General features: G+C 71.6%; 27 protein-coding genes. 9 read left to right on the top strand and 18 right to left on the bottom strand.

The genetic code is table 11. The annotated features are described in order from the left end of the window. The first annotated feature begins 155 nt into the window (after window positions 1–155). Entirely contained in the window at window positions 156–1,178 is a 1,023-nt protein-coding gene (locus KVS71_RS11770; RefSeq protein ID WP_217584627.1) for a hypothetical protein, read from the top strand. Continuing rightward, complete coding sequence (locus KVS71_RS11775; protein ID WP_217584628.1) at window positions 1,175–1,570, top strand: GntR family transcriptional regulator; 396 nt, start codon at window positions 1,175–1,177, stop codon at window positions 1,568–1,570. Before KVS71_RS11770 ends, KVS71_RS11775 begins: the two co-directional genes overlap by 4 nt. Before the next feature lie 8 nt (window positions 1,571–1,578). Here the strand turns inward: KVS71_RS11775 and KVS71_RS11780 are convergent, their stop codons facing one another. Continuing rightward, a complete protein-coding gene (locus KVS71_RS11780; protein ID WP_368874696.1) occupies window positions 1,579–2,640 on the bottom strand; it encodes an enoyl-CoA hydratase/isomerase family protein in 1,062 nt (353 codons plus the stop codon). Window positions 2,641–2,750: 110 nt separating this feature from the next. Here KVS71_RS11780 and KVS71_RS11785 point away from each other — a divergent pair, with 110 nt between their 5' ends. Continuing rightward, window positions 2,751–4,745, top strand: coding sequence for an ATP-binding cassette domain-containing protein (locus tag KVS71_RS11785; protein WP_217584630.1), 1,995 nt, complete (start codon window positions 2,751–2,753; stop codon window positions 4,743–4,745). Window positions 4,746–4,802: 57 nt separating this feature from the next. Here the strand turns inward: KVS71_RS11785 and KVS71_RS11790 are convergent, their stop codons facing one another. The 11 genes from KVS71_RS11790 to KVS71_RS11840 all read right to left on the bottom strand — a co-directional run bounded on the left by KVS71_RS11790 (window position 4,803) and on the right by KVS71_RS11840 (window position 13,662). Further along, window positions 4,803–5,252 (bottom strand): hypothetical protein, encoded by a 450-nt coding sequence (locus tag KVS71_RS11790; RefSeq protein ID WP_025104866.1) that lies wholly within the window; start codon window positions 5,250–5,252, stop codon window positions 4,803–4,805. 301 nt (window positions 5,253–5,553) lie between these two features. Beyond that, complete coding sequence (locus KVS71_RS11795; protein WP_217584631.1) at window positions 5,554–6,876, bottom strand: glutamate-1-semialdehyde 2,1-aminomutase; 1,323 nt, start codon at window positions 6,874–6,876, stop codon at window positions 5,554–5,556. A gap of 90 nt (window positions 6,877–6,966) precedes the next feature. Next, window positions 6,967–7,944 (bottom strand): porphobilinogen synthase, encoded by a 978-nt coding sequence (hemB, locus tag KVS71_RS11800; RefSeq protein ID WP_062637133.1) that lies wholly within the window; start codon window positions 7,942–7,944, stop codon window positions 6,967–6,969. Further along, window positions 7,941–8,738, bottom strand: coding sequence for a uroporphyrinogen-III synthase (locus tag KVS71_RS11805; protein WP_060921535.1), 798 nt, complete (start codon window positions 8,736–8,738; stop codon window positions 7,941–7,943). The genes hemB and KVS71_RS11805 overlap by 4 nt, the downstream gene beginning before the upstream one ends. Further along, window positions 8,735–9,736 (bottom strand): hydroxymethylbilane synthase, encoded by a 1,002-nt coding sequence (gene hemC, locus KVS71_RS11810; RefSeq protein WP_144881916.1) that lies wholly within the window; start codon window positions 9,734–9,736, stop codon window positions 8,735–8,737. Before hemC ends, KVS71_RS11805 begins: the two co-directional genes overlap by 4 nt. A 5-nt stretch (window positions 9,737–9,741) precedes the next feature. Then, complete coding sequence (gene hemQ, locus KVS71_RS11815) at window positions 9,742–10,419, bottom strand: hydrogen peroxide-dependent heme synthase (protein ID WP_174521419.1); 678 nt, start codon at window positions 10,417–10,419, stop codon at window positions 9,742–9,744. A gap of 79 nt (window positions 10,420–10,498) precedes the next feature. Further along, complete coding sequence (locus KVS71_RS11820) at window positions 10,499–10,771, bottom strand: hypothetical protein (RefSeq protein ID WP_025104872.1); 273 nt, start codon at window positions 10,769–10,771, stop codon at window positions 10,499–10,501. Then, on the bottom strand, window positions 10,758–11,165 hold the full coding sequence (locus tag KVS71_RS11825) for a phage holin family protein (protein WP_025104873.1): 408 nt from the start codon (window positions 11,163–11,165) through the stop codon (window positions 10,758–10,760). The genes KVS71_RS11820 and KVS71_RS11825 overlap by 14 nt, the downstream gene beginning before the upstream one ends. A gap of 1 nt (window position 11,166) precedes the next feature. Then, window positions 11,167–11,580 (bottom strand): hypothetical protein, encoded by a 414-nt coding sequence (locus KVS71_RS11830; protein WP_060921530.1) that lies wholly within the window; start codon window positions 11,578–11,580, stop codon window positions 11,167–11,169. Between the two features lie 169 nt (window positions 11,581–11,749). Next, window positions 11,750–13,258, bottom strand: a complete 1,509-nt coding sequence (locus KVS71_RS11835; RefSeq protein WP_217584632.1) for an FAD-dependent oxidoreductase — start codon at window positions 13,256–13,258, stop codon at window positions 11,750–11,752. Between the two features lie 92 nt (window positions 13,259–13,350). After that, on the bottom strand, window positions 13,351–13,662 hold the full coding sequence (locus KVS71_RS11840; protein ID WP_060921528.1) for a metalloregulator ArsR/SmtB family transcription factor: 312 nt from the start codon (window positions 13,660–13,662) through the stop codon (window positions 13,351–13,353). Window positions 13,663–13,728: 66 nt separating this feature from the next. On the opposite strand from KVS71_RS11840, the gene KVS71_RS11845 reads away from it, so the two are divergent. Continuing rightward, window positions 13,729–14,622, top strand: coding sequence for an NAD(P)H-binding protein (locus KVS71_RS11845; protein ID WP_217584633.1), 894 nt, complete (start codon window positions 13,729–13,731; stop codon window positions 14,620–14,622). Window positions 14,623–14,673: 51 nt separating this feature from the next. On the opposite strand, the gene hemE is transcribed toward KVS71_RS11845, so the two are convergent. Then, entirely contained in the window at window positions 14,674–15,696 is a 1,023-nt protein-coding gene (gene hemE, locus KVS71_RS11850) for a uroporphyrinogen decarboxylase (RefSeq protein WP_060921526.1), read from the bottom strand. Between the two features lie 72 nt (window positions 15,697–15,768). Between hemE and KVS71_RS11855 the strand changes: the two genes are divergently transcribed. Genes KVS71_RS11855 through KVS71_RS11865 form a run of 3 tightly spaced genes read left to right on the top strand, consistent with a single transcriptional unit; the run spans window position 15,769 to window position 18,126 of the window. Continuing rightward, window positions 15,769–17,085, top strand: a complete 1,317-nt coding sequence (locus KVS71_RS11855) for a glutamyl-tRNA reductase (protein ID WP_217584634.1) — start codon at window positions 15,769–15,771, stop codon at window positions 17,083–17,085. Window positions 17,086–17,110: 25 nt separating this feature from the next. Then, window positions 17,111–17,701: an HhH-GPD-type base excision DNA repair protein gene (locus tag KVS71_RS11860; protein ID WP_025104879.1), complete on the top strand. Its 591-nt coding sequence runs from the start codon at window positions 17,111–17,113 to the stop codon at window positions 17,699–17,701. Further along, window positions 17,701–18,126, top strand: coding sequence for a DUF1801 domain-containing protein (locus KVS71_RS11865; protein WP_217584635.1), 426 nt, complete (start codon window positions 17,701–17,703; stop codon window positions 18,124–18,126). The genes KVS71_RS11860 and KVS71_RS11865 overlap by 1 nt, the downstream gene beginning before the upstream one ends. Window positions 18,127–18,216: 90 nt before the next feature. On the opposite strand, the gene KVS71_RS11870 is transcribed toward KVS71_RS11865, so the two are convergent. The 3 genes from KVS71_RS11870 to KVS71_RS11880 all read right to left on the bottom strand — a co-directional run bounded on the left by KVS71_RS11870 (window position 18,217) and on the right by KVS71_RS11880 (window position 22,289). After that, entirely contained in the window at window positions 18,217–19,896 is a 1,680-nt protein-coding gene (locus KVS71_RS11870; RefSeq protein WP_217584636.1) for an ABC-F family ATP-binding cassette domain-containing protein, read from the bottom strand. 280 nt (window positions 19,897–20,176) lie between these two features. After that, on the bottom strand, window positions 20,177–20,857 hold the full coding sequence (locus KVS71_RS11875) for a hypothetical protein (RefSeq protein WP_217584637.1): 681 nt from the start codon (window positions 20,855–20,857) through the stop codon (window positions 20,177–20,179). Between the two features lie 46 nt (window positions 20,858–20,903). Continuing rightward, on the bottom strand, window positions 20,904–22,289 hold the full coding sequence (locus KVS71_RS11880) for a glycine--tRNA ligase (protein ID WP_060921520.1): 1,386 nt from the start codon (window positions 22,287–22,289) through the stop codon (window positions 20,904–20,906). A gap of 116 nt (window positions 22,290–22,405) precedes the next feature. On the opposite strand from KVS71_RS11880, the gene KVS71_RS11885 reads away from it, so the two are divergent. Further along, entirely contained in the window at window positions 22,406–23,875 is a 1,470-nt protein-coding gene (locus tag KVS71_RS11885; protein WP_105950549.1) for a peptide MFS transporter, read from the top strand. Between the two features lie 12 nt (window positions 23,876–23,887). On the opposite strand, the gene KVS71_RS11890 is transcribed toward KVS71_RS11885, so the two are convergent. Both KVS71_RS11890 and KVS71_RS11895 read right to left on the bottom strand, forming a co-directional pair. Beyond that, window positions 23,888–24,577 (bottom strand): GNAT family N-acetyltransferase, encoded by a 690-nt coding sequence (locus tag KVS71_RS11890; RefSeq protein WP_060921518.1) that lies wholly within the window; start codon window positions 24,575–24,577, stop codon window positions 23,888–23,890. Window positions 24,578–24,624: 47 nt separating this feature from the next. Further along, a complete protein-coding gene (locus KVS71_RS11895; RefSeq protein WP_060921517.1) occupies window positions 24,625–25,245 on the bottom strand; it encodes a hypothetical protein in 621 nt (206 codons plus the stop codon). A gap of 56 nt (window positions 25,246–25,301) precedes the next feature. Here KVS71_RS11895 and KVS71_RS11900 point away from each other — a divergent pair, with 56 nt between their 5' ends. Next, window positions 25,302–26,741, top strand: a complete 1,440-nt coding sequence (locus KVS71_RS11900; protein ID WP_217584638.1) for an MFS transporter — start codon at window positions 25,302–25,304, stop codon at window positions 26,739–26,741. Window positions 26,742–26,743 lie beyond the last annotated feature (2 nt).

The raw sequence follows: 26,743 nt of genomic DNA on the forward strand, positions 1-26,743 counted from the left end.
ATGCCGACCGACGACCGGCCATAGGACAGGGTGCCACGAAGCGGCGACATTCGGATCCCCCTCCGGGAGGACCTTCGCTCAGAGCGAACCACCATATGTATCGCTTGAATGACACAACTTGTGATAGACATATGGCACAAAGAACGGAGTCCGCCATGCCGAACCCCACCCCGCCGGACATCGTCGGCGCCGTCCTCTCGTCACCGGCCGTCTCGTTTGTCGTCGGCCTCATCATCGCCGCGCTGCTGGGCCTCACACCCTGGTGGCGCGCGCGTGCGGCGACGGCGACCCGGCTGACGCGCGATGAAGCGGTCGCCGTCGGCGCACGCTATTCGCCCGAGCGACGGCTCCTCGCCGGCGGCGCCCTGGTGGTCCTCGGGACGGGGGTGACGGTGGAGGTGCTCGCCCGGTACGTGCTGCCGCTGAACGGCGAGGTGTCCTGGTGGCGCTACGCCGCCCCCGTGTTCGCCACCGCCGCCGTCATCGCCGCGCTGGCGCTCGCGATCAGCGTGCGGGGTGCGCGCCACGCGACGCAGCCGGTGGCCACCGGGACCCGGCGGACCTGGCTCTCGTTCAGCCCCCGCGGCGGCACTGTGGCGGCGGGTATCGCGCTGCTCGGGCTCATCCTCACGACGATCGCGGCCGGCTGCGCCTCCTCGAACATCGACGGCGGGCCCTTCGTGTTCCTGGAGATCCCCGCGCCGAACACCGACGTCGACCCGGTGCGGCTGTGGTTCTACGGATGGGCGTACGGCGTCGCCGTGCTGCTGTGCTGCGCGCTGGTCGCCGCGTCTGTCGTCTGGGCGCTGTCGACGAACGCCACGCGTCCGTTCCTCCGCCCCGAGACCGTTCCCGCCGAACACCGCGAACGTCGCCGGATCGCCGCGGGGGTCGCCCAGGTCGCGACCGGAGGCATCCTGCTCACGCTGGCCGCCGCCTGGCGGTTCATCGGGAGCGCGGGGCGGATCGGCCCCCTGACGATCGAGGGCGAGGGCACGTTCGAGATCGTCTGGCGGTATGCCGACATCGCCCGCGCGGCCGGTGCGGCGGCCCCGGTGCTGGAGGTCGTGGCCGTAGCACTCCTGGTGCTCGCGGCACCGGCCCTGCTGCCGGACGGCGCCCGCAGGTCGAGGGGTTCCGCGACGGCGGCGACACGGCAGCCGGAGGGCGCGCGATGACGCCGCGCTCTCCGCTGTCCGCCGCCGACGATACGCTTCCGGCCCGGGACATCTATCGGCAGTTCCGCGGGCTCATCGTCTCCGGCCAACTCGGCGCCGGCGAACGGCTGCCCTCGGTCCGGCAGACGGCCGGCGACCTCGGCGTCGCTCCGGGGACGGCTGCGCGCGCCTACAAGATGCTCGAAGCCGACGGCCTGGTCGTCTCACGCACCGCGGCGGGCACGCGCGTCGCAGACTCCGCCGCCGTGCTGCCGGCGGCGGTGATCCGGAGGATCCGCGAGCTGGTCGACACCGCGCAGGAGGCCGGCCTCGAACCCGGCGATGTCACCGACGTGATCCGGGCGACCTGGGATTCCGGCCGCCGCGCCGCCGTCGTCCCCGAAGAGAGCTGAGGCGCGCGTCAGAACAGCGCCGACTGCGGGACGAAGTCGCGGGCGGCCGCCCCGGCGTCGGGTCCGAGCTCGGCAAGGGTGGCGGGCTGCCACCGCGGGTTGCGGTCCTTGTCCACGAGCTGCGCGCGGATGCCCTCCACGAGATCGGGGTGCTCGTTCACGAACCAGAGAACCCGGCGGTACTCGCCCTCGAGCGCGGCGCGGAGCCCGGACATCTCCCGAGCCTCCCGCACGGCGTCGAGAGTGACGACGAGACCGGTCGGGGCCAGCCCGTCGAGCAGGTCGGCGACGGCCCCCGCCTCGTCGGTGCCGAGCCCGCGGAGCCGCTCCAGGATCTCGGGCACGGTCGGGGCGGCGAACGCCTCGTCGATCCACTCCCGCGCAGCGGGGAGCGACGGCGGCTCCGGCGTCTCGTCGAAGAGCAGGACGATCTCGCTGGGGCTCGTCGGGTCGGCGCGGTAGGCCAGAGCCTCGCGCAGCGCGTCGAGGCGGTCGGAGGGGACGAAATGATCCGCGAAACCCGCGTACACGGCATCGGCACCGTTCATCGTCGTCCCCGTGAGACCGAGGTACTCGCCGAGGCGCCCCGGCGCCCGCCCCAGCAGCCACGTTCCGCCGACATCGGGCGTGAAACCGATCCGGGTCTCCGGCATGGCGAGCTTCGAGCGTTCGGTGACCACGCGGATCGCGGCGTGCCCCGCCAGACCGATGCCACCCCCCATCGTGATGCCGTCGGCGAGCGCGACGACGGGCTTCGGATACTCCGCGATCATGGCGTTCATCGCGTACTCGGCTCGGAAGAACTCCGCGGACTGCTCCGGATGACCCGAGGTGATCTGGCGGTGCAGGCGGCGCACGTCGCCACCTGCGCACATCCCACGCTCGCCTTCGCCGTCGATGAGGACGATCTGCACGTCGGAGTCCTCGCGCCAGGCGACGAGCGCCTCCGTGATGATCGCGATCATGTCCTCGTCGAGCGCATTGATCGCCTCAGGGCGGTTGAGCGTGAGCCGCCCGAGCGCTCCTTCGGTGCGGATGAGGACACGGGGCGCGGCGGGGGTATCGGTCACGGGTGCCAGGCTACCCCGTCGCATGCGGCCGGATTCCGCACGAAATGCGGGTTCCGGGGCGGTTTTCCGGCAGGATAGGAGGAACTGTTCATCGCAACGAGAGGTCCCGGATGCCCGAAGGACAGGTGCTCGAATTCACGAATGTGACGAAGCGCTTCAACGAGGTGACGGCCGTCTCGGACTTCTCCGCACGGGTCGAGCCCGGCGCGGTCACTGCTTTCCTCGGCCCCAACGGTGCGGGCAAGACGACGACCTTGCGCATCCTGCTCGGCCAGGTGCGCGCCACGTCCGGCACCGCCACGATCGGCGGCGTCGCGTACGCCGAGCTGCGCCAGCCGCTGCGCACCATCGGCGCGGTGCTGGAGGAGACGGCCTACCGTCCACGCCGCACGGCCAGCCGTCAGCTCACGATCGCCGCGAAGGCCAACGGCATCCGCCTGGCGCGCGTCGACGAGGTCATCTCCCTCGTCGGCCTGGAGGGCGAAGCGGACACGCGCATCGGCGGATTCTCGCTCGGCATGCGTCAGCGCCTCAGCGTGGCCCACGCACTCCTCGGCGACCCGGGAGCGCTCGTCTTCGACGAGCCGGCGAACGGTCTCGACCCGGAGGGCATCCGCTGGATGCGCCTGCTGATGCGTCGTCTCGCCGACGAAGGCCGCACGGTCCTGGTCTCCTCCCATGTGCTCAGCGAGATCGAGCAGGTCGCCGACCACGTGCTCGTGCTCTCCAAGGGACGCCTCGTGCTGTCCAGCGGCATCGAGACGCTGGCCGACCCGGCCGGCGGTTCGGTGGTGGTCGATTCCGTCGATCGCCCCGGCCTCACGACCGCCCTGGTCGCCGCGGGATTCGACATCGAGGTGCTCCGCTCCGGTCTGACCGTGCGGGGGACGGACGCGAGCCGGGTGGGCGCCGTTGCGGCGGACGCCGGTATCGCTCTCAGCACTCTCGTGCAGCGCGGTCCGACGTTGGAGGATGTGTTCATCGACCTCATGCGGGGCGGGCGCTTCGACACGGCCCCGGCGCTCGATCAGACGGAGTCTCCGACGGAGGCCGATGCCGAGGTGGAGGCCGAGTCCGCGACCGACGCCGAGGCGCCTGCGGAGGAAGCTCCGACGGACGACGTGTCGACGGATGAGGCCGCCGCGGGCACCGCCGCTGCGGCTCTCGCAGCCGGCGGCACCGCCGCCCTCGCCGACGACCTGACGACTCAGGCCACGGGCCCCGTGACCTCCGGGACGATCGCCGCCGACGCCGCCCCGACGGAGCAGGCGGAGGTGGAGGTCGCGGCGGACGAGGATGCGACCCGCGCTCTTCCCGTCGTCGCCGCGGACGCCGACACCACCCGGATCCTGCCGGTGATCGACGCAGCCGAAGGCACGCAGCCTGCAGAGGCGGAACACGCGGAAGAGGGCGCGGACACGGAGGCCGAGGACGCGCCGTCGTTCGACGACATCCTCTTCGGTGCGCCCGCGCCCGCCGCCGAGTCCCCGCGGCGGTCCTTCGCCGCCCTGTTCGCAACGGCGTCTGCGGACGCGGAGGCCGAGTCGTCCGCGCAGCCGGCGGCGACGGACGCACCCGGCGAGACCGAGTCCGAGACTGAGACCGAGTCGCCGTCGACGACCGAGACTGAGACCGAGTCGCCGTCGACGACCGACGATACCCCCGCCGAGGCCGTCGGCTCCGCTGCCGATGCACCGGCCGACAGCACGAGCACCGACGCGCCCGACAGCGCCTCCGGTGACGAGGAGCCCGCGGGGGTGGAGTTCTTCACCGGCCTGGACACCTCGGCAGCGGACGAGACCGCGCCGTCCGAGGACACCGCCGAGGCCGCAGCGCAGGGCGAGGACGCCTCTCCTGCGTCCGACGACGACCCGCGATCGGCCGCCGTGAGCTCGATGCTGGCCGCCGCCGCGCGTGCCTACTACGAGGACGAACCGCGCGACTACCCGCTCGCTCCTGCCGAGGAGACGTCGTCCGGCGAGGGGGCTCCGCAGGACGAGATCGGGAGCGACGAGTCTGCAGACGACACGGAGACCGCGGCGGAACAGCACACCCCCGCGGATGACCGTGGGGACGAGCACCACGACGACGAACACCGCGACTGAGCCCTCGCACAGCAGAACGCCCTCCCGGTCCACCGGGAGGGCGTTCTGCATCCGGGATCAGGCCGGACGTGGTCGGATGACCGGGCGCCGGCTGCCCTTCGACACCGGGGTCGGAGCCGTGGCGACGATCTCCTCGACCGTCGTGGGCTCCTCGGAGACCGGGAGGCGCAGCGCCTGCGTCAGCGCGAGGCCGTGCCGTGTGGTCAGGATCAGGCGGTTGTACTGCGGGTCGCCTTCGAGATCGACGACCACGCTGGGGCGTCGGCGGCGGATCAGCACGAAGTCGAGGCTGCCTGCCGCTTTCCAGCTCCCGGCTGCCAGGACGCCCGGGATGTGCGTACCCGGGTTGGGGACTCCGCGGAGCCAGGTCCAGGCGTCATCCGTCAGCTGGACCTTGGTGATCGTGTCGCGCACGATGCGGACGTTCTCGCGGTGGAAGGTGGCGGCACGTTCGATGGGCGAGAGCACGACCTCGAGTTGCGTCTGGTCCAGCAACAACGTCACCATGCCCCCAGTCTGCCAGCGCCGTCCTCCCGGTTGGCTGGAAGTTGCTCACAGGAACGCAACGATCCCTTGTCGGAATCCCCCACGCTCCGCGCGCACAACTCCTTCGCAAGAACAGGCTCCCGCGCAGGAACAGGCACTGCCGCGGACGTAAGCCTGACTCCGCGCGAAGACCTGATGCCGACGACCTCGCGACCACCGCTCCCTACGCAGGCATCCGCGCGGCATCATGCAGCAGGGTCCAGCGGTGCCTGTTCCCGCGCGGACGCCGGTCCTCGCGGGAGAAAGGCAGCGGCGGCGGCGGTCAGGGGCGCGCGGTGGCGGCCGCCTGAGCGGCGTGCGGCAGGGCTTCCTCGATCCGCTGGAGCTCGTCCTCGCCGTGCGCGGCGGTGAGGAACCAGGCCTCGAAGACGCTCGGCGGCAGCGCGACGCCGTGCTCGCGCATCGCGTGGAAGAACGCCGCGTACCGGAACGACTCCTGCGCCTGCGCCTCGGCATAGTCGCGCGGGGCCGACGCGCGGAACGAGGCGCTGAAGAGGTTCCCGGCGGACGCCAGAGAGTGGGTCACCCCGGCGTCGGCGAGCGCGCGGTCGAGGGCCGAGGAGACCCGGGCCGCCGCGGCATCGACCGTCGCGTAGACCTCCGGCGTCGCGAGGCGGAGCGTGGCCAGGCCCGCGGCCACGGACAGCGGGTTCCCGGAGAGCGTGCCCGCCTGGTAGACGGGGCCGAGCGGCGCCAGGAGATCCACGACCTCGGCACGACCGCCGAGAGCCGCGAGCGGCATACCGCCGCCGACGACCTTGCCGAAAGTCAGGATGTCGGGGAGGTAGTCCTCCCCCGCCTGCGCCTGGAGCCCCCAGAAACCCGCGGGGTGCACCCGGAAGCCGGTGAGGACCTCGTCGAGGATCATCAGCGCACCGTGGGCGTGGGCGGTCTCCGCGATGAGGCGGTTGAAGCCCGGGAGCGGGGGCACCACGCCCATGTTCGCCGCCGAGGCCTCGACGATGACGGCCGCGATGCGGGGACCGTGTTCGGCGAAGACGGCGGCGAGCGCCTCGGGGTCGTTGTAGCGGATCACGAGCGTCTGCGCGGCGATCGGCGCGGGCACGCCGGCCGAACCGGGCAGCGCGAGCGTGGCGACCCCGGAGCCCGCCTCGGCGAGCAGGCCGTCGGAGTGGCCGTGATAGTGACCCGCGAACTTCACGAGCAGATCACGGCCGGTCGCGCCGCGGGCGAGGCGGATCGCGGTCATGGTGGCCTCGGTGCCGGTCGAGACGAGACGGACGCGCTCCACGGGACGGATCTCGCCGAAGCGCACGCGGTCGGCGATGAGCGCGGCGAGCTCGACCTCCCCTTCGGTCGGCGCGCCGAAGGAGAGCCCGCGGGTGGCGGCCGCCTGCACGGCGGCGACGACCTCGGGCTGCGCGTGTCCGAGCAGTGCGGGACCCCAGGACGCGACGAGGTCGACGTACTCACGACCCGCGGCGTCGGTCACGGTGGCGCCGCGCGCCGAGGCGAGGAACCGCGGCGTCCCGCCGACCGACCCGTAGGCCCGCACCGGAGAGTTCACCCCGCCGGGGATCACCGCACGGGCGGCAGAGAAAAGGTCGTCATTGCGGTCGGTCATCGAGGCTCCTCCGTGATGCACGGCGCTCTCCCGGCATCCCTTCCAGGCTAACCCGCCCCCTGCCCTTCCGAGGCCGCGGCCGACGAAGGCTCAGCCGCGCAGCCAGCGGGCCGCTTCGGTGGCCCAGTACGTCAGCACCGCGTCGGCGCCCGCCCGGCGGATCGACAGCAGCGACTCGAGGACCGCGGCGCGCCGATCGATCCAGCCGTTCGCGGCGGCGGCCTCGATCATCGCGTACTCGCCCGACACCTGGTACGCCCAGACCGGGACGGTCACGGCGTCGCGGACCTCGCGGAGCACGTCGAGGAAGGCCATCGCCGGCTTCACCATGACGATGTCCGCGCCCTCGTCTTCGTCGACCAGCGCCTCCCGCACGCCCTCGCGACGGTTGCCGGGGTCGAGCTGATACGTGCGGCGGTCGCCCTGGAGCTGCGAGTCCACGGCCTCGCGGAACGGGCCGTAGAACGCGCTCGCGTACTTCGCGGCGTACGCCAGGATGAGGGTGTCGGTGAAGCCCTCGGCGTCGAGCGCCTGACGGATCACGGCGACCTGGCCGTCCATCATCCCGGACAGCCCCAGCAGCTGCGATCCCGCACGTGCCTGGGCGAGGGCCATCGAGGCGTACCGCTCCAGGGTCGCGTCGTTGTCCACCGAACCGTCTGCGGCGAGGACGCCGCAGTGACCGTGATCGGTGAACTCGTCGAGGCAGAGGTCGGTCTGCACGACGAGCGCGTCGCCGACCTCCGCCGCCAGCGCCTCGGTGGCGACGTTCAGGATGCCCTGTGGGTCGTCCGCACCGGAGCCTCGGGCGTCGCGGACCGCGGGAACGCCGAACAGCATGACGCCGCCCACTCCGGCCTCGGCGGCCTCGACGGCCGCGGAACGCAGCGAGTCGATCGAGTGCTGGGCGACGCCGGGCATCGACCCGATGGCGACCGGCTCGCTGATCCCCTCGCGGACGAAGAGCGGGAGCACGAGCTGACGCGGCTCGAGAGAGGTCTCACGCACGAGGTCGCGGACGGCGCGCGACTGACGCAGTCGGCGCAGACGGATGTCGGGGAAGCTCACGGCGCGAACTCGTCTGCCGCGTGCGGAAGGGTGAACTGCGACACGGCATCGATCAGCGCATCGATGGTCTGCCGATCGGCGACCACCGAGACGGGCAGGCCGGCGCGCTCGGCGTCCTTGGCCGTGCGCGGGCCGATCGCCGCGAGCAGCGTCTCGTCCGGGATCTCGGGGAACTGCTCCCGCACCTGCTCGGCCACCGAACCGCTGGTGATGAGGATCGCGTTGATCCGGCCGTTCTCGACGTCGCGGCGGATGCGCTCCGTCACCGGAACGCCGACCGTGCGATAGGCGACGACGCCGTGCACGTCGTGTCCTGCGTCGGACAGCAGGATGCTCAGGACGGGCTTGGCGATCTCGCTGCGCAGCGCCAGGATGCGGCGGGGCTCGTGCTCCAGAGCGATGAGCTGCTGCGCCATGCCCTGCGCGGAGTTGTCCTGTTCGGGGACCAGGGCCACCTCGTAGCCCACGGCCTGCAGCGCCGCGGCCGTCGTCTCCCCCACGGCCGCGATCTTCGTGGTCTTCGGCACGACGGCACGGTGGGCGAACAGCACATCCACCGTGGTCGCGCTCGTGACGGTCAGCCAGTCGAACTCGCCGGCCGCGAGCTGCTCCAGCGCGCGGTCGAGGGTCGCCTGATCCGTGGTCGGAGCGAAGTTGATGAGCGGGGCGACGACGGGGACGGCGCCGAGAGCGCGGAGGCTCGCGGCGACGCTGTCGCCCCAGGGGCCGCCACGGGGCACGAGGATTCGCCAGCCGTCCAGCGGTCGGTCCTGCTTGCTTTCAGAAGTGGTCATGACAATTCGGATTGCTCTTGAGGGACGAGGTCGGCCGCCCCTTGATCGAGCAGCCGACGGGCAACAGCGAGCCCGAGCTCACGCGCTGCGTGCATCGGGTCTGCACCATCGGCAGCATCCGCACCATTGCCACTGCCGTTCCGATGAATATACTCCCCGTTCAGGGCTTCCGTGACGTCCAGACCGATCCGCCGACCGCCGTCCGGGGCGTAGACGACCGTCCTGACGCGGATCTCGGAGTCCTGGACGACGGCGTGCGCCGCCATGGGGGCTTGACAACCGGCGTCCAGTCCCTCCAGGATGGCGCGCTCGACGGTGATGGCGAGCCGGGTCTCCCGATGATCCAGCGCCGACAGTGCCGTGCGCAGCTCCTCCGGCGCGTCCGCCCGTGTCTCGACGGCCAGGGACCCCTGGCCGGGAGCGGTCGGCCATTCCGCGAGGCCGAGCTCCTCGCGCTGCAGCGGCGAGTCCGTGCCGAGGCGCGAGAGGCCGGCGGCGGCGAGGATCACGGCATCCAGCTCGCCGGACGCGACCCGCGAGAGACGGGAGTCGACGTTGCCGCGGATGTCCACGACGTGGGCGCGGGGCGCACGACGGTGGACCTGGGCGATGCGTCGCGGCGACCCGGTACCCACGGCGCTCCCCGCCGGGAGCTCGTGCAGGGGAATGCCGTGGCGGGTGAGCACGACGTCGCGGGCGTCTTCCCGCCGGGGCGTCGCGGCGATGACGAGCGACTCCGGAACCGCGGTCGGGAGGTCCTTCAGCGAGTGCACGAGGAAGTCGCACTCGCCGGCGAGGAGGGCTTCGCGGAGACGGGTGGCGAAGATGCCGAGGCCGCCGATCTCCGACAGCGAGGCGCGGTTGGTGTCGCCCTCGCTGGTGATCGGGACGAGTTCGACGCGACGACCGGTGACCTTCTCCAGTGCGGCGGCGACATGACCGGACTGCGCCTGCGCGAGCGCGCTGCGACGGGTGCCGAGACGGATGGGGGTGCTCATGGCGCTTACTGCAGCACGTCCGCGATCTCGTCGAAGCGCAGGCGGCGCCCGGTGTAGAACGGCACCTCCTCCTTCACGAACATGCGGGCGTCGGTGTAGCGGAGATCGCGCATCATGTCGACGAGATCGGTCAGCTCGTCGGCCTCGAGCGGCAGCAGCCACTCGTAGTCACCGAGGGCGAAGGAGGCCACGGTGTTGGCAATGACGCCGGTGAATGCCGCACCCTTGCGCCCATGATCGGCGAGCATCGCACGACGCTCGCTCTCCGGGGCGAGGTACCACTCCGGCGTGCGGACGAACGGGTAGAGGCAGAGCCAGTCCTTGGGCTCGATGCCGCGGAGGAAGCCGGGGACGTGCGCGCGGTTGAACTCCGCGTCACGGTGAACGCCCATGACGTTCCACACCGGGAGGAGCGAGCGCAGCATCTCGGTGCGGCGCAGGCGGCGGAGAGCCTTCTGCAGCTCCTCGGCGGTGGCGCCGTGCAGCCACACCATGAGGTCGGCGTCGGCCTTGAGCCCGGAGACGTCGTAGAAGCCACGGACGGTGACGCCGGAGTCCTCGATGTGCGAGACGATCGACTCGAGCTCGGTCGCATCGTTCTCGGTGACGGGGGCGTCGGGGTTGCGTCGCCAGACGGCCCAGAGGGTGTAACCGGACGGGTTCTCTTCGCGCAGGTCGGACATGATCCCAGTCTGCCCCCTTTGCGGAGGCGCCGCTAATCAGGGGAATACTGCCCCCGCCCGAGGGCGGTGCGGGGGTCGCTCAGCGCGCGATGGCGCGGGCGATGGCCCACACGGCCCCGCCGACGGCGGCGGCGATCCCGACCGTCGCGGCAATCGCGGCAGCCGGGTTGCGGTCCGCGAACGCGCGCGCCTTGACGGCGGCCCGCGCCGACGCCTTCTCGACGCGCCGCGGGATGTTCCCCTTGACCTCGATGGCGGCGAGGGCCGCCTTCAGCTCGGCGCGCGCGGAGGCGACGGGATCGACGATTCCCGCGGGGACCGCGGTACGCGGCAGCGACTCAGGGGTGCTCATCGCCGGCCTCCTTCACGATTCGGATGTCTTCGGCCACGGCCTGTGCCGGGTTCTGGCGACGGAGCACCTTGCGGAACTTCAGGATGCCGAGCAGTGCGAACAGCAGCACGGCGATGATGAGGATGCCGAACACCGCCAGCGCGGACAGCCACACGGGCCACCACGATGACAGTCCCGCGATCGCGAAGACGAGGATGACGGGCACGGCCCAGAACAGGAAGAACAGCGCGACGAGGAACCAGACGGAGCCGACCCCCGCGTCCTTCGCGGTGCGCGACACCCACGCCTTGGCCGCGTCGATCTCGGCCTTGACCAGATTGGTGACGAGCTCCGGCAGGTCGCCGAGCAGCGTCAGCAGACTGTCGTCGGCGCGATCCCGATATCCGCGGGGCATGTCAGTCGTCGGACTTCCGCGGGGCGGGCTTCTTCGCGGCCGGCTTCGAGGCAGCGGGTTTCTGGGCCTCGGCGGCGCGCTCCTTGACCTCGTCGACCGCGTCCTCCGCGGCGTCCGAGATCTCCTCGGCCGCGTCCTTGCCGGAGGCGATGACGGCATCGAGCTTCTGCCCGGGCGTGCCGTCCCCGGTGACCGACTTGACGATCTTCACGGCGCCGGTCCAGACGGCGCCCGGAACCGCGGCGGCCTTGTCGCCGACGAAGCCCTTGACCTTGTCGACGCGCTCCTGCACGGGGTCGGTGTTCCAGACCTTCAGCCACTGCGTCTTGATCTGCTCGTAGCGCTCGCGTCCTGCGCGGGTGCCGAGCACATAGCCGACGCCGAGTCCGACGACGAGTCCGATCTTCCCCTTCATGGGGTCTCCTCACGTTGTTCCGGCTGTGGTCCGTCCCGGGGGACGCCGATCGCCCGCTTCTCCACCGCGATCAGGTACCCAGCGTAACGCCGTATGCCGATTTCGGCATCAATCGATCAGAGGGTTGACACGGAGCCGCCGAGCGCACTCGCGCGTGCTCGGCGGACGCTCAGTCCCAGAGGAGAGCGCGGCGCAGGCGGTCCGCCTCCTCCACAGCATCCGGCACGACCTGCGCGAGCCCCGTGCCCGCGAGCCAGGCACCCACAGCGGCCAGCCCTGGCACGGCCTGCACGGCCTGACGCGCCGCGGCACGCCGCTCCCCCGAGCCGATGATCGACGCGGGCTGTGCCTGCACGAAGCGCCCACGATGACCCGCCACGACCTGGTCGGGCGACAGCGGGACACCCAGGAGCGCCGAGGCCTCCCGACGGGCGAGGTCGATCGCGGCCTCGTCATCCAGCGCCGCGGTGGCCGCCGGCTCCCCCTGCGCACCGAAGGAGACGCGGACCACCTCACGGTCGCCCGCGGCCTCCCGCACCCACGACCACTTCGCCGTGGAGTGCGTGAGCGCCTTCGCCGTGTGGCTGTGCGGCACGGTGAGCACGCCGGTGCCGCGGGGCGGGGTGCGCAGCGCGGGCACGTCGAGCAGCAGGCTGATGATCTCGATCTCGGGGGCGGGCGCGGCGTCGGCGTCCGCGAGGGCGGGCACGCCGCCCGCGAGCAGTTCCCGCGCCGTGTGCTCGGAGGTCGCGACGATCACGGCGTCGGCGACGAGTTCCGCCTCCTGGGTCGCCTCCTCCCCCTCGATCGGCTCGTCTGCGTCGGGCTCCTCGACCACGATGCGCCAGGTGGTGCCGTCGGTGGTGAGACGACGGGCTCGGACGCGAGTGCGGACGGTCGCACCGAGTTCGTCGAGGTCGGCCGCGAGGGCGTCGACGAGCTCGCTCATGCCGCCGACGAGGCCCTCCACGGCGGCACCCGGAGTCTTCGCGCCGCGCGACGCACCCTCTCCGCGGAGGGCCAGCACCGCACCGGACAGGGATCCGACGCGGGTCAGGGCGGCGTTGAGTCCGGGGGCGGCGACATCGATGTCCACGTCGTCCGGGGAGGCGGAGTAGACCCCCGTGGTGACAGGCGCGACGAGGCGGTCGCGCACCTTCTCCCCCATGCGCGAGGCGACGAGGCGACCGAGGCTGAGCTGGTGCCCGATCGTGAGCGGCGGGCGCACCCGGTCGAGATAGGCCCGCCAGGCGCCGGACCAGCCGATGATGCGGCGGACGTCGTCCTGGAACGGGTTGCCGGGGATGCCGAGGATGCCGCCGGCCGGGAGCGGAGCCGCGCCACCGCCGGGGAGTCCGGCGAGCCACGCCCCTCCCGCCTGCGGCGTCACGACGCGGTCGGAGAGGCCGAGGTCGTCCACGAGGGCTCGGACGTGCCCGCCCTTCGTCGCGTAGCTCTCCGCCCCGGCGTCGACGACGACCCCGTCCAGGGCGACCCGGCGGATCACGCCACCCAGGGCGTCTGACCCCTCGAGCAGCGTCACCCGCATGCCGACCTTCGCGCACTCGCGGGCGGCCACCAGTCCGCCGACGCCACCGCCCACCACGACGACGTGCTTCCGTGCGGCGCGGGCGGCAAGGTCGGCCGGTTCGGCGGGTGCGGGGTGCTCGGGGCTCATGCCTCCATCCTTTCACCGCCCCTGTGCTTCGAATCGCCCGATTGGCCGGATAATCGCCGCCGATGCCGCCAGGTGCGCGATTCGAACGGAGGTCAGGCCCGACCGCGCTTGCGGACCTCGCGGAGGACGATCTGCTCGGGGCAGACGGTGGACAGGAAGTCGCCGACGGAGAGGGCGAGGCGCTCGCCGACGAGCGAGTAGAAGATGCGGTTGGCGTCGCGACGCTCGCTGACGAGGCCCGCCTGCCGGAGCACGCTCAGGTGCCGGGAGATGGTCGGTCCGCTCGCGGAGAACCGGGACGCGATCTCCCCCGCGGCGAGCTCCCCCTCCTTGAGGTCCTGCAGGATCTGCCGCCGGGTGGGATGGGCGAGCGCGGCGAAGATGTCGGATGCGCTGTCGGCCATGCTTGCAATATAGCACCTTCGCTAGATACAGTTTCGCCAGGTAGCTAATTAGCGAAGGAGAACACCATGAAGGTCGCCATCACCGGAGGCAGTGGATTCGTCGGCCGCGCCCTCGCCGATCGCCTGGAGGAGCCCGTGGTGATCTCCCGACGCTCCGGAACGGACATCACGGACGTCGACGCGCTGACCGCGGCCTTCGCCGGATGCGACGCGGTGGCCCATTGCGCCGGGATCAACCGGGAGATCGGCGACCAGACCTTCCGCCGCGTGCACGTGGAGGGGACGGCTGCCGTCGTCGAAGCCGCCCGCCGCGCCGGGGTCCGACGCCTCGTCATGGTGAGCTTCCTCCGCGCCCGTCCCGACTGCGGCTCCGGGTATCACGAGTCGAAGTGGGAGGCCGAGGAGATCGTCCGCGGCTCCGGGCTGCCGCACACGATCCTGAAGTCCGGGATGATCTACGGCCCCGGCGATCACATGGTCGATCACGTGACCCGCGCCGTCCGCACCCTCCCCTTCTTCTGGACGGTCGGTTACCGCGAACGCACCGCCCGCCCTGTCCCGGTCGAGGATGCCGCAGACGTGCTGGTGGCCGCACTCGAGGGGCGGATCCCGGAGCCGACGGTCGCGGTGATGGGGGCGGACGAGGTGACGCTCGGAGAGGCCATCCGCCGGATCGCCCGCGTCGCCGGACGCCGCCCCGCGTTCCTCCCGGTGCCGACCTGGGTCGTGCGGGTGCTCGCGCAGCTCACCGAGTGGACCATGGTCGTGCCCCTGGTCGCGAAGGCGCAGGCGCGGATGCTCGCGGAGGGTGTGAGCGAGCCGGCCCCGTGGGCGCCGGAGCCGCCGGAGGACATCCGCCCCTCACGGCCGTTCGACGACGACAGCATCCGCGCGGCACTGCCCACCGGGCGCTTCGGCCTGTCGGACCTGCGGCTGGCGCGCGCGCTTCGAATCGCCTGATTTGCTGCATCTGGGCCGCAGATGCAGCAAAGCAGGCGATTCGAACGGAGGTCAGCCGGCGTGCACGAGCTCGACGATGCGCGTGAGCTGATCGGGGTCGGTCTCCGGGGGCACGCCGTGGCCGAGGTTGAGGATGTGCCCGCGGGCCGCGCGACCGCGCTCGAGCACGTCGCGGACATGCGCCTCGAGCACCGGCCACGGCGCGCCGAGGAACGCGGGGTCGATGTTGCCCTGCACCGAGACGTCGGGGCCGAGGATCGCGGCGGCCTCGTCGAGGGGCAGGCGCCAGTCGACCCCCACACCGTCCGCGATGCCGTCGAGCCGCATATCGCCGAGGAAGGGACCGGTGCCGACGCCGAAGTGGATGGTCGGGACGCCGATGCCGTCCAGAGCGGTCCGTGAGTGCGGCGCCACGAAGGCGCGGTAGTCGGCGGGGCTGAGCGAGCCCGCCCAACTGTCGAAGAGCTGCACGACCGCGGCGCCCGCATCGCGCTGCGTCTCCAGGAACCGCCGCGAGATCTGCGCCAGCCAGCCCGCGAGACGGTGCCAGGCCTCGGGCTCCGCGTGCATCATGCCGCGGGCGCGCAGGTGCTCCTTGGACGGACCGCCCTCGACGAGGTACGCGGCGAGCGTGAAGGGGGCTCCCGCGAAGCCGATGACCGGGGTGTCGCCGAGCTCCGCGACGACGATGCCGACAGCCTCCGCGATCGCGCTGCCGTCCAGGCTCTCCGGATCGATCGCCGTGATGCGGTCGACGTCCGCGACCGTCCGCACCGGGTTCGCGAAGACGGGGCCGCGGCCGGGCTCGATCTCGACCTCCACGCCGGCGAGACGCAGCGGGATGACGATGTCGCTGAAGAACACCGCCGCGTCGACGCCGTGCCGTCGGACCGGCTGGAGGGTGATCTCGGCGGCGAGGTCAGGAGTGAGGCAGGCGTCGAGCATCCTCGTGCCGACCCGCAGCTCCCGGTACTCGGGCAGGGAGCGGCCGGCCTGGCGCATGAACCAGACCGGAGCGGTGGCGGGGCGGTCGCCGGTGAGGGCGCGCAACAGCGGGGCGTCGGAGAGTGCCATGCGTCCATCCTCCCATCCGGCGTATAGGGAGCAGCCGAGTCTCGGCTTCGGATGCTCGGGTACAATCGAAGGGTGCTGCTGTGTGTGACGGCGAGTCACAAGACCGCCTCCTTCGAACTGCTCGAACGCCTGAGCCGCACCCCCGACGACGTCGCTCCCACCATCGTGGGCATGGCGCCGTGCGTGCAGGGTGCCGTGGTCCTGGCGACGTGCAACCGCTTCGAGGCGTACGTGGAGATGGACGAGCCGGTGACAGCGGCCGGCGCCATCGGCGTGGAAGCCGTGATCGAGGCGGTCGAGTCCGCGACCGGCATCTCCGCCGCCGATCTCGACGGCGCCTATGCCGTGCACTCCGGCCGCCGCGTCGCCGAGCACCTGTTCTCCGTCGCCTCGGGCCTCGAGTCCGTCGTCTCCGGTGAGGGCGAGATCGCCGGCCAGGTCCGTCGGGCGCTCAAGTCCGCCCGGAAGGACGGCACCACCTCCCCCGAACTCGAGCGGCTGTTCCAGCGCGCGAGCCAGGCGCAGCGCAAGGTCAAGAACGTCACCGCCCTGGGCCGCGCCGGTCGCTCGCTCGTGCGCCTCGCGCTGGAGCTCGCCGACAGCCGCATCGCCGACTGGTCCGCCGAGCGCGTGCTGCTGGTCGGCACGGGCGCCTACGCGGCGGTCACCCTCGCGACCCTGCGCGAGCGCGGCGCCGTCGACATCTCCGTCTACTCCCCGTCCGGTCGCGCGGAGATCTTCGCAGCCAAGCACGACATCCGCCCGGTGCCGGCCGAGGAGTACGCCCGCACGGCGGCGCACTCCACGCTGCTGATCACCTGCACCACCGCGACCGAGCCCGTGCTCGGCCCGGAGCACCTGCAGCTCCCGGTCGGCCTCGCCGCCGCGGGCTGCCCCGTCGCCGCGACCAGCGGCACCACCGGGGTCCCGAGCCGGCTGGTGGTCGACCTCGGCATGCCGCGGAACGTCGACCCGGCCGTGGCCGCGCTGGAGGGCGTCGCGCTGCTCGACCTGGAGACCATCCGCCTGCACGCTCCGCTGGAGGAGCTGCAGGCGACGGACGCCGCCCGGAGCGTCGTCCGCGAAGCCGCGGAGACCTTCCACGTGGTCGGTGCCCGCCAGAGCGTGACCCCGTCGGTCGTCGCGTTCCGCTCGCACATCTTCGAACTGCTGGAGCGCGAGATCGATCGTGCGCGTGCGCGTGGCGACGAGGACGGCAAGGTCGAGCAGGCGCTGCGGCACCTCTCGGGCGTGCTGCTGCACACGCCGACCGTGCGGGCTCATGAGCTCGCCGCCGCCGGTCGCGCGGACGAGTTCGCCGCCGCGCTCGCGACACTGTACGGGATCACCCCTGCCGCGGACACGGTCGAAGACGCCGCCACAGCCTGATCCGGCGGGGTGGGAGACTGGAGGCATGGCCCTTCACATCACCGGAGACACCGCCGCCGACGCCCTGCTGACCGAGAACCCGACGGCTCTGCTCATCGGCATGCTGCTGGACCAGCAGATCCCCATGGAGACCGCGTTCACCGGACCGCTCAAGATCGAGCAGCGGACGGGAGCCGCGGATGCTGCGGCGATCGCGGGCATGGCACCCGAGGAGTTCCTGGAGGCCTTCCGCCAGACCCCCGCGGTGCACCGGTTCCCCGGCTCCATGGCGACGCGGGTGCAGACCCTGTGCCAGGCGCTCGTCGACGACTGGGACGGGGATGCCGCCGCCCTCTGGACGCGCCCGTCGACAGACTCAGGGACCCAGCCGAGCGGTGCCGAGGTACTCAGACGACTCAAGGCCCTTCCCGGCTTCGGCGAGCAGAAGGCGAAGATCTTCCTCGCCCTCCTCGGCAAGCAGTACGGGTTCACCGGCGAGGGCTGGCGGGAGGCTTCGGCGCCCTACGGCGAGGACGGGTCGTACCGCAGCGTCGCCGACATCGTGTCGCCGGAGTCACTGACGAAGGTGCGCGAGTACAAGAAGGCGATGAAGGCCGCGGCGAAGGCGGCGAAGTAGTGCAGCCGACCGGGGACGACGTCGCGGGCCTGATCGCCCGCTCCTCCCCGGCCGTGCGTCGCCGTGATGCGGAGACGCTGACCGCTCTCCTGCAGGACATCACCGGGCGCGAGCCGCAGACCTGGGGGTCGATCATCGGGTTCGGCTCCTGCCACTACCGCTACCCCACCGGGACGGAGGGCGACAGCGGCATTCTGAGCTTCGCCCCCCGGAAGGCCGCGACCACGATCTACCTCCTCGACGGGGTGGACGCCCACGCGGAGGCTCTCGGCGCGCTCGGCCCGCACACGACGGGGGTGGGCTGCCTCTACCTCAAGGACCTCGACGAGGTCGACCTCGTCGTGCTGCGCGGAATCCTCGAGCGCTCGCGCGCCTGGGTCGAGTCCGGCGGCGACGCGCGCATGCAGCTGACCGTCACGTCGTAGCTCTCGTGCTCTCGCCGAGACCCCGGGTTCCCGCCGAAACCCCGGCGTGCGGACGTGGGGAGTCCGGGGTCTCGGCGGGGAGGCGGGGCCTCAGGTGGTGGCCACCCCCTCTTCAACCTGCACGCGCTGTGCGTCCGCCGCGTGACGACGCCACCGCCGATCGTGCGTCACCGTGACGACGGCGGCGGGATGGTCCGCGAGAGCGTGCTCGAGCTGCTCCACGAGCTCGGGATCCAGGTGGTTCGTGGGCTCATCGAGCAGCAGCAGATCGAACGGCGACGACAGCGCGACCGCGAGATCCAGCCGCCGACGCTGCCCGACGGAGAGAGCCCGCACGTCGCGGTCCCCCTCCGACCCGCGGAAGAGTCCATGAGCCAGGAGAGCGTCGTGCGCATCCGCCGGCGGCGTCCCGGTCAGAGCCGCGAAGACTTCGACAGCGGAACCCCGCGGGCGCGTGTCGACCTCCTGCCGGAGGAACGCGATCCGCAGCCTGTCCCCGCGGACGAGCGTCCCGGATGCGGGGAGGAGCTCGCCGGCGAGGAGACGGAGGAGTGTCGTCTTCCCGGCTCCGTTCGGCCCGGTCACGAGCCACCGCGAACCGGCCTCGATCGTCCACTGCGACATGGCGAGCCGTCGTCCCGGTTCGCGGAGGGACACGGCATCGAGGGTCAGGAGCGGGTCGTCGAGCGGTGCGCGATCCTCTGCCGCGACCGTGAACCGCAGGGGCTCGGGCGGCGCCGGGCACGGGTTCTCCCGCAGCCGCGACAGCCTCTCCTTCGCCATGCGGATGCGCCCGACGGCCCCGTGGTCGCGGCTCCGCGCCCGGAACGCGCCATGACCGAAGCCGTCGAGCTCGAGCTTGCGCGGGATCGCCTGCAGCCGGAACGCGTTGGCCGCGAGCAGGGACTCTGTGCGGGCGACCTCGGCCTTCCACTCCTCGTGGCGCGCGACCGCCGCCCGGCGTTCGGCCTCGCGCGCCCGCAGGAACCCGGCGTAACCATCGCCGTAGCGCCGGATCCGACCGTCCTCCACCTGCACGACAGCGGTCGCGAAACGGTCCAGGAAGTCACGGTCGTGCGTCACGACCACCAGCGCTCCCCGATGCGCCGCGAGACGGTCCTCGAGCCAGGTCAGCGCCCGGTCATCGAGGTCGTTCGTGGGCTCGTCGAGGAGCAGCAGCTCGGCTGCGGAAGAGAGCGCGACCGCGAGAGCGAGCCGCGCCCGCTCTCCGCCCGATAGCGTGGCCACCGATCGCCCGCGGTCCAGCCCGCCCAGCCCGAGCTGTTCGAGGGCGGTGTCGATGCGACGGTCGACCTCGTATCCGCCGCGGGACTCGAAACGGTCCTGCAACAGGGCCACGGCGGCCATCTGCTGCGCACGCTCGGAAGGGGTCGCGGCGGCGAGGAGGTCGTACGCACGGGCGAGGTCGTGCTCCAGCGCGCGGAGGTCGCCGAGGAGCTCGTCGATGGCGTCGGCCACCGTCGCTCCGTCCGCGAACACCGGGTTCTGCCGAGCATGCGCGATCCCGCCGGGAAGGTCGAGCTGCACCTCCCCGGACGTCGGCGCGAGAACACCGGCGAGCAGATCGAGCAGAGTCGACTTCCCGGCGCCGTTGTCGCCGATGACGGCGAGGCGGTCGGCGGGGCCGACGACGAGGTCGATCCGGTCCAGGACGAGTCGGTCGGCGAACCGGACGGAGGCGGCCTGCAGCGCGCACTCGCGATGAGCGCGGGCCGAGGAGTCGGAAGGGGTCGAGAGTACAGGGAACATGAGGGATCCTCTCCAGCGGCGCACGCGCACCGCCGGGATCTGCGTCGATGACGCGGGGAACAGGAACCTCGACCGCACCCGGAGTCGGGCGCGTTCGCTCAGGACCCACCGCGGAGAAGAGCTCTCGACGCGGCGTCCCGATCTAGCGAATCAGAGTACCCACGAGGAGCGACCATAGCAGGGTCGCTCAGCGCCCGCCAGACCCCGCTTTCTCGGCGAGACCCCGACGTACCCCCGCACGCGCCCCGGGGTCTCGGCGAGAACCCGGGGTCTCGGCGGATCAGCGAGGGCGGGAGGAGAGGCGGGGGAGGGCGGCGGGGACGGCGAAGAGGAGGATGATCGCGAGGACGATGCCGCGGACGATCCAGAGGCCGGGCTCCCAGATCACCTCGTAGTTCCCGGGGAGGCCGAGGAACGCGGCGATGATGGAGCCCCACGACGCGCGACCGCTGCTGTCGGTGTCGATCGAGAGTCCACCCACGATGCTCAGCACGCCCAGGCTCAGCAGCACGATCGGCATGATGAGGGCGCCGGGCTTCGCCTCCCCGCGCGCGATCAAGCGGATCACGGTCACGATCGAGACGAAGGGGAACACGAAGAAGAACCAGACGAGGGCCCCGAGCAGCAGCCCCACGACGATGAAGACCGGCACCCAGAGGAGCATCCAGGGGCCTTCGTCGGCGATGAAGTAGTCCGGGTCGCGGAGGATCGCGACGACGAAGCCCGCCAGGGTGCCCAGCGGCAGCACCGCGAGAACCCACCAGAACACGGCCTTCGGCACGCGTTTCCGGTCCCCCAGCCGCGTCATCACGATCTGGATGATGACCGCCGCCGCGAGCGCCGGGATGCCGAACATCGCGATGATGGGCCCGGCGCCGTCGTTCTCCCGCAGGTCGAGCACCGTGAGGATCATCCATGACACGGCGAGCGCCCCGAGCACGATGGCCGCGACCGGACGCACGGGCGAGGCTTCTCCCCGTGCGCCGGCTCCCCCCGGTGCCGTCACGTCAGGCGCCGCGGAGGCGCTCCGTCAGGTAGGCGTGCAGCTCGTCGATCGGGACGCGCTCCTGCGCCATCGTGTCGCGGTCGCGCACGGTCACGGCACGGTCGTCGAGCGAGTCGAAGTCGACCGTGACGCAGAACGGCGTGCCGATCTCGTCCTGGCGGCGGTAGCGGCGGCCGATCGCGCCGGCGTCGTCGAAGTCGACGGCCCACGAGCCGCGGAGCGTGTCGGCGACCTCGCGGGCGAGCGGCGACAGGTTCTCGTTGCGCGACAGCGGGAGCACCGCCGCCTTGACCGGAGCCAGGCGCGGGTCGAGCTTGAGCACGGTGCGGGTGTCGGTGCCGCCCTTGGCGTTGGGCACCTGCTCCTCGACGTACGCGTCGACGAGGAAGGCCATCATCGCGCGGGTGAGGCCGAAGGACGGCTCGATCACGTACGGCGTATAGCGCTCGCCCGTGGCCTGGTCGAAGTAGGTCAGGCTCTGGCCGGAGGCCTCGCTGTGGCTGGAGAGGTCGTAGTCGGTGCGGTTGGCGACGCCCATGAGCTCGCCCCACTCCTTGCCTGCGAAGCCGAAGCGGTACTCGACGTCGATGGTGCCGGCCGAGTAGTGCGCGCGGTCCTCCTCCGGCACGTCGAACTGGCGCATGTTCTCCGGGTCGATGCCGAGGTCGATGAACCAGTTCCAGCACGCCTCGACCCAGTGGTCGAACCACTGCGGCGCCTCGGCGGGCGGCGTGAAGAACTCGATCTCCATCTGCTCGAACTCGCGGGTGCGGAAGATGAAGTTGCCGGGGGTGATCTCGTTCCGGAACGCCTTGCCGACCTGGCCGATGCCGAACGGCGGCTTCTTGCGGCTCGCGGTGAGCACGTTCGAGAAGTTCACGAAGATGCCCTGCGCGGTCTCGGGGCGCAGATAGTAGAGGCCGGACTCGTCATCGACGACGCCGAGGTACGTCTTCACCAGACCGGAGAAGGCCTTCGGCTCGGTGTACTGCCCCTTGGTGCCGCAGTTCGGGCAGGGGATGTCGGCGAGACCGTTCTCGGCCTTGCGGCCCTTGCGCGCCTCGAAGTCCTCGATGAGGTTGTCGGCACGGAAGCGCTTGTGGCACTGCAGGCACTCGACGAGCGGGTCGGTGAAGGTCGCGACGTGACCCGAGGCCTCCCACACGCGCTTCGGCAGGATGATGCTGGAGTCGAGGCCGACCATGTCGCCGCGGCCGCGCACGAAGGTCTGCCACCACTGCCGCCGGATGTTCTCCTTCAGCTCGGTGCCGAGGGGTCCGTAGTCCCAGGCCGACCGGGAACCGCCGTAGATCTCACCCGCCTGGAAGACGAAACCGCGGTGGCGGGCGAGGGCGATGACCTTGTCGAGGCGGGACTGTTCGGCCACGGTGGCTCCAATGGTCGGAAGCGGAGAATGCCCGTGAGCACGGGCACCCCCATTCTATCCGGGGCCTGAGCGCAACCCCTGGCCGCGGGACCCGCGGGAGGAGTACCGTCCCACGCATGAGCACCACCGCGCAGCCGCCCGCCTCCCGCGACGAGGACACCCGCTTCTTCGGACAGCCGTGGTCGCTCGTGCACATCTTCGGCGTGGAGATGTGGGAGCGCTTCAGCTTCTACGGCATGCAGGGCATCCTGCTCATCTACCTGTACTTCTCGGTGGCCGATGGCGGCCTCGGCCTCCCGGAAGCGGTGGCGGGCGGGATCGTCGGCGCGTACGGCGGCTCGGTGTACCTGTCCACGATCCTCGGGGCCTGGCTCGCCGATCGACTGTTCGGCTCCGAGCGGGTGCTGTTCGTCAGCGCCATCGTCATCGTCTCGGGCCACCTCGCCCTCGCACTCCTGCCGGGGTTCGTCGGCGTCGGGGTCGGACTCGTGCTCGTGGCCCTGGGCTCGGGCGGTCTGAAGGCCAACGCCACGTCGGTCGTGGGGACGCTGTACCGTCCGGACGACGAACGACGCGACGCCGGGTTCTCGCTGTTCTACCTCGGCATCAACCTCGGCGCCTTCCTCGGTCCGATCCTCACCGGACTGCTCCAGTCGACCCTGGGCTTCCACTGGGGGTTCGGCCTCGCCGCCCTCGGCATGACGCTGGGTCTCGTGCAGTACTCGTTCGGCCGCCGCGGCCTGCCCGCCTCCGCGCGCGAGGTGCCGAACCCGCTCCCCCGCGCGCGCTACCCGCTCGTCGCCGGCATCGCGGTCGGTGCGGTCGTCGTGATCGCGGTGCTCGTGCTGACCGGAGTCATCCAGGCCGACAACCTCGCCACCATCGTGATCGCGGTCACCGTGGTCGCCGCGGTCGCCTACTTCGCGGTGATCCTCGGCAGCCGCCGCATCGATGCCACCGAGCGCTCGCGGGTCTGGGGGTTCCTGCCGCTGTTCCTCACGAGCGTCGCGTTCTGGTCGCTGTACCAGCAGCAGTTCACGGTGCTGACGATCTACTCCGACAAGCGACTCGACCGCGACCTGTTCGGGTGGGAGATGCCGGTGTCGTGGGTGCAGTCCATCAACCCGGTGTTCATCATCATCCTGTCCGGGGTGTTCGCGGCGATCTGGACCAAGCTGGGGAAGCGCCAGCCGTCGACCCCCGTCAAGTTCGGACTGGCCGCCATCATCATGGGCTCCGCGTTCCTGCTGTTCCTGCCGTTCTCCGGCGGCGGTGCGAACTCGACGCCGCTGCTCGCGATCGTCGGCATCCTCTTCGTGTTCACGGTCGCCGAGCTGCTGCTCTCGCCCGTGGGGCTGTCGGTGACGACGAAGCTCGCCCCGGCCGTGTTCCACACGCAGATGGTCGCGCTGTTCTTCCTGTCGATCGCCCTCGGCACCGCCATCTCGGGCGAGCTCGTGAAGTTCTACGATCCGGAGAACGAGGTGCCGTACTTCTCGATCCTCGGCGGCATCGCGATCCTCGTCGGCATCGGCCTACTGCTGAGCGTGAAGCCCGTGCTGCGGCTCATGCGGGGCGTGCGGTGACGGCCCCGGCGATCACGCGGTGAAGAGGTAGCCCCGGCCGGTCTCGAAGCCCGCGATGTGGAGGCCGCTGCCGAGCAGGCCCTCCATCTGCGCGCGCAGCCGCAGCCGCCACTCGTGCGCGGCCGCGGGGTCGGACTCCCGCATGCCCTCGATGTCGTCCGGGATCTCCAGCGTCTCCACGACGGCGTCCTTCGCCGGCGGCTTGGCGATGTCCGCGAGGGCCCACTCGACGTCGAGGCGGTCGCTCTCGTCGCCCGCGTCGCCGCCGCCGAAGATGCCGTACCGGTTCACCGAGTAGCCCGTGGCGCGCGCGCCGAGGACGGTGAGGAAGAAGTGCGCGTTGCGGGCGACCAGCGGGTCGAAGGTCCAGGTGATGCGCCCGACGTCGCGGGAGAACGCCCACTGCCGCTGGTGCTCCTTGAGCTCACGGCCCCATCCGCGCCCCCGGTACTCGGGCAGCAGAGCCGTGATGTGCGAGTGCATGGCGCGGCGGGCCGGTTCGCCGAAGAAGGCGATCGAGGCGCCGACCATGCGCTCCTCGTCGCCCTCGCCGTCGAAGAAGCCGACGACGTAGTTGCCCGACTGCTGCAGGGCACGGAGGGTCCCGGCGTCCACCACGCGCTGCGGGCCCCGGATGGAGTCGAGCAGGCTCTGGGCGTCGAGGATGAGTTCAACGGTGTCGAGATCGCGGATGGTTCGCACGATCCCAGTCTGCCCCTCCTCCGCCCGTTCGCGGAAACCGACCCGGCTCAGCGGTACGGGAACGCCTCGCCCCCGCCCGCGGCGAGCGCCTCCGCGACGATGCGGAGGTGGTCCTCGGCCATCTCCGCCGGCAGCGGCGGCAGGATCCCGTCCCAGAACGCGAGCACCGCGCCGCGGCCCTGCATCATCCCGGCCGGTCGGGCGAGCGCCCACATGTGCATGTGCGCGGAGCCGTCGTTCCAGCGCCCGAAGTGACAGCGGGCGACGCCGGGGATGCTCTTGACCGCCTCGGACACGCGCTGCATCAGCGGCCCGAGCGCGGCGAGCACGTCCTGCGGCGCGTTCTCCAGGAGCCAGTGTTCGCGCGGTGCGACGCCGCCGATGAAGGGCAGACCGCCGACGTCCCACCCGGCACGCACCTGCCAGAGGTCGTCGTGCCAGATGGTGTGCACGCTCGGACCGCAGTGACCGCACGCGGCCGGGTCGTGCTCGCCGGCGCGGGGCTTCTCCGGCACGAGCATCGGCTCCAGCGGTCGCATCGTTACGCTCTCGAACGCCCACGGCAGACCCTCCGCGAGCGCCGAGGCGTCGAGCACCTCGCCGATCGGGAGCCGGCGGTGGTACGCGGAGTCGGCGGGGTGCTGCGCGGGCGCGATGTCGTCGGTCATCCGGCCATGCAACCACATCGGCCCCTCCCCTCCGGGATCGCCGATAGCCTGAGCCGGTGGGTGCGAACGACGACAGAGCCAGGAAACGCCTCTCCCGTACCCCTCCGCGGTGGGCAATCATCGCGGTGCTCGCGTTCGCGGGCCTGTGCTCCTCGTTCATGTTCACGCTCGTCGTGCCGCTGCAGGCCGAGCTTCCGCAGCTGCTGAACTCCTCCCGTGAGGACACCACCTGGGTGGTGACGATCACCCTGCTCGTGGCCGCCGTCGCGACCCCGATCTCCGGCCGTCTCGGCGACATGTACGGCAAGCGCCGCGTCGTCATCGTGCTCCTCGCGATCCTCATCGCGGGCTCGATCATCGCCGCGCTCTCCGGATCCATCGTCGGCGTCATCATCGGCCGTGCCCTCCAGGGGGCCGTGACCGGCGTCGTGCCCCTCGGAATCGCGATCATGCGCGACGTGCTGCCGCCCGAGCGCCTCGGCACCGCGGTGGCCCTGATGAGCGCCACCATGGGCGTCGGCGGGGCGATCGGCATGCCCGTCGCCGCGCTGCTCGCCGAGAACGCCGACTGGCACATGCTGTTCTGGCTCGCCGCCGCCCTCGGAGTCCTCGGGCTGCTCCTGGTGCTCGCCGTGGTGCCGGAGGACGTGCTCCGCTCCCCCGGTCGGCTCGACGTGCTCGGGGCCATCGGACTCGCGATCGGCCTCACCGGTCTGCTGCTGTTCGTGTCGCGCGGCGCCGAGTGGGGCTGGACGGCGCCGCTCACGCTCGTCTGCGTGATCGGCGGCGTCGCGGTGCTGCTGCTGTGGGGCTGGTACCAGCTGCGCACGGACGATCCGCTGCTCGACCTGCGCGTCGCCGCCCGGCCCGCCGTCCTCTTCACCAACATCGCCGCCATCGGCATGGGCTTCGCCCTGTTCGCCTCGAACGTCACGTTCCCGCAGATGCTGGAGATGCCGGCGGTGGGCGGCGCCGGATTCGGGCTCGACATGGTGGCGGCCTCCCTCGTGATCATGCCGGCGGGTCTGGTCATGATGGTGATCTCGCCCCTGTCCGGGTGGCTTGAGCGCACCGTGGGGCCGCGGCCGCTCTTCACCGTCGGGGCCATCGCGATCGTCCTCGCCTACGTCTTCGTGCTGCTGTGGTCGACCGAGGTGTGGCACATCTTCGTCGCCAACATCTTCATCGGCGTCGGCATCGGGTTCACCTTCGCCGCGATGCCCATGATCATCATGCGCTCCGTGCCCGCGAACGAGACCGGGGCGTCGAACGGCCTCAACGCGCTGTTCCGCTCCGTGGGCACCTCCACGGCCTCGGCCGTGATGGGCGGGGTGCTCGCGGCGATGAGCGTGGACGTCGGCGGCGTGGCCGTGCCGACGCGGGCCGCGTTCGAGGTCTGCTTCTGGCTCGCGATCGCCGCCGGCATCCTGGCCGTGGTCCTGTCCCTGCTCATCCCGCGACGACGCGCCACGGAGCCGCACCCCTCGCTGCGCTGACC

Source organism: Microbacterium sp. GbtcB4 (genome assembly GCF_019091465.1).
In the GTDB taxonomy this organism is placed as follows: domain Bacteria; phylum Actinomycetota; class Actinomycetes; order Actinomycetales; family Microbacteriaceae; genus Microbacterium; species Microbacterium paraoxydans.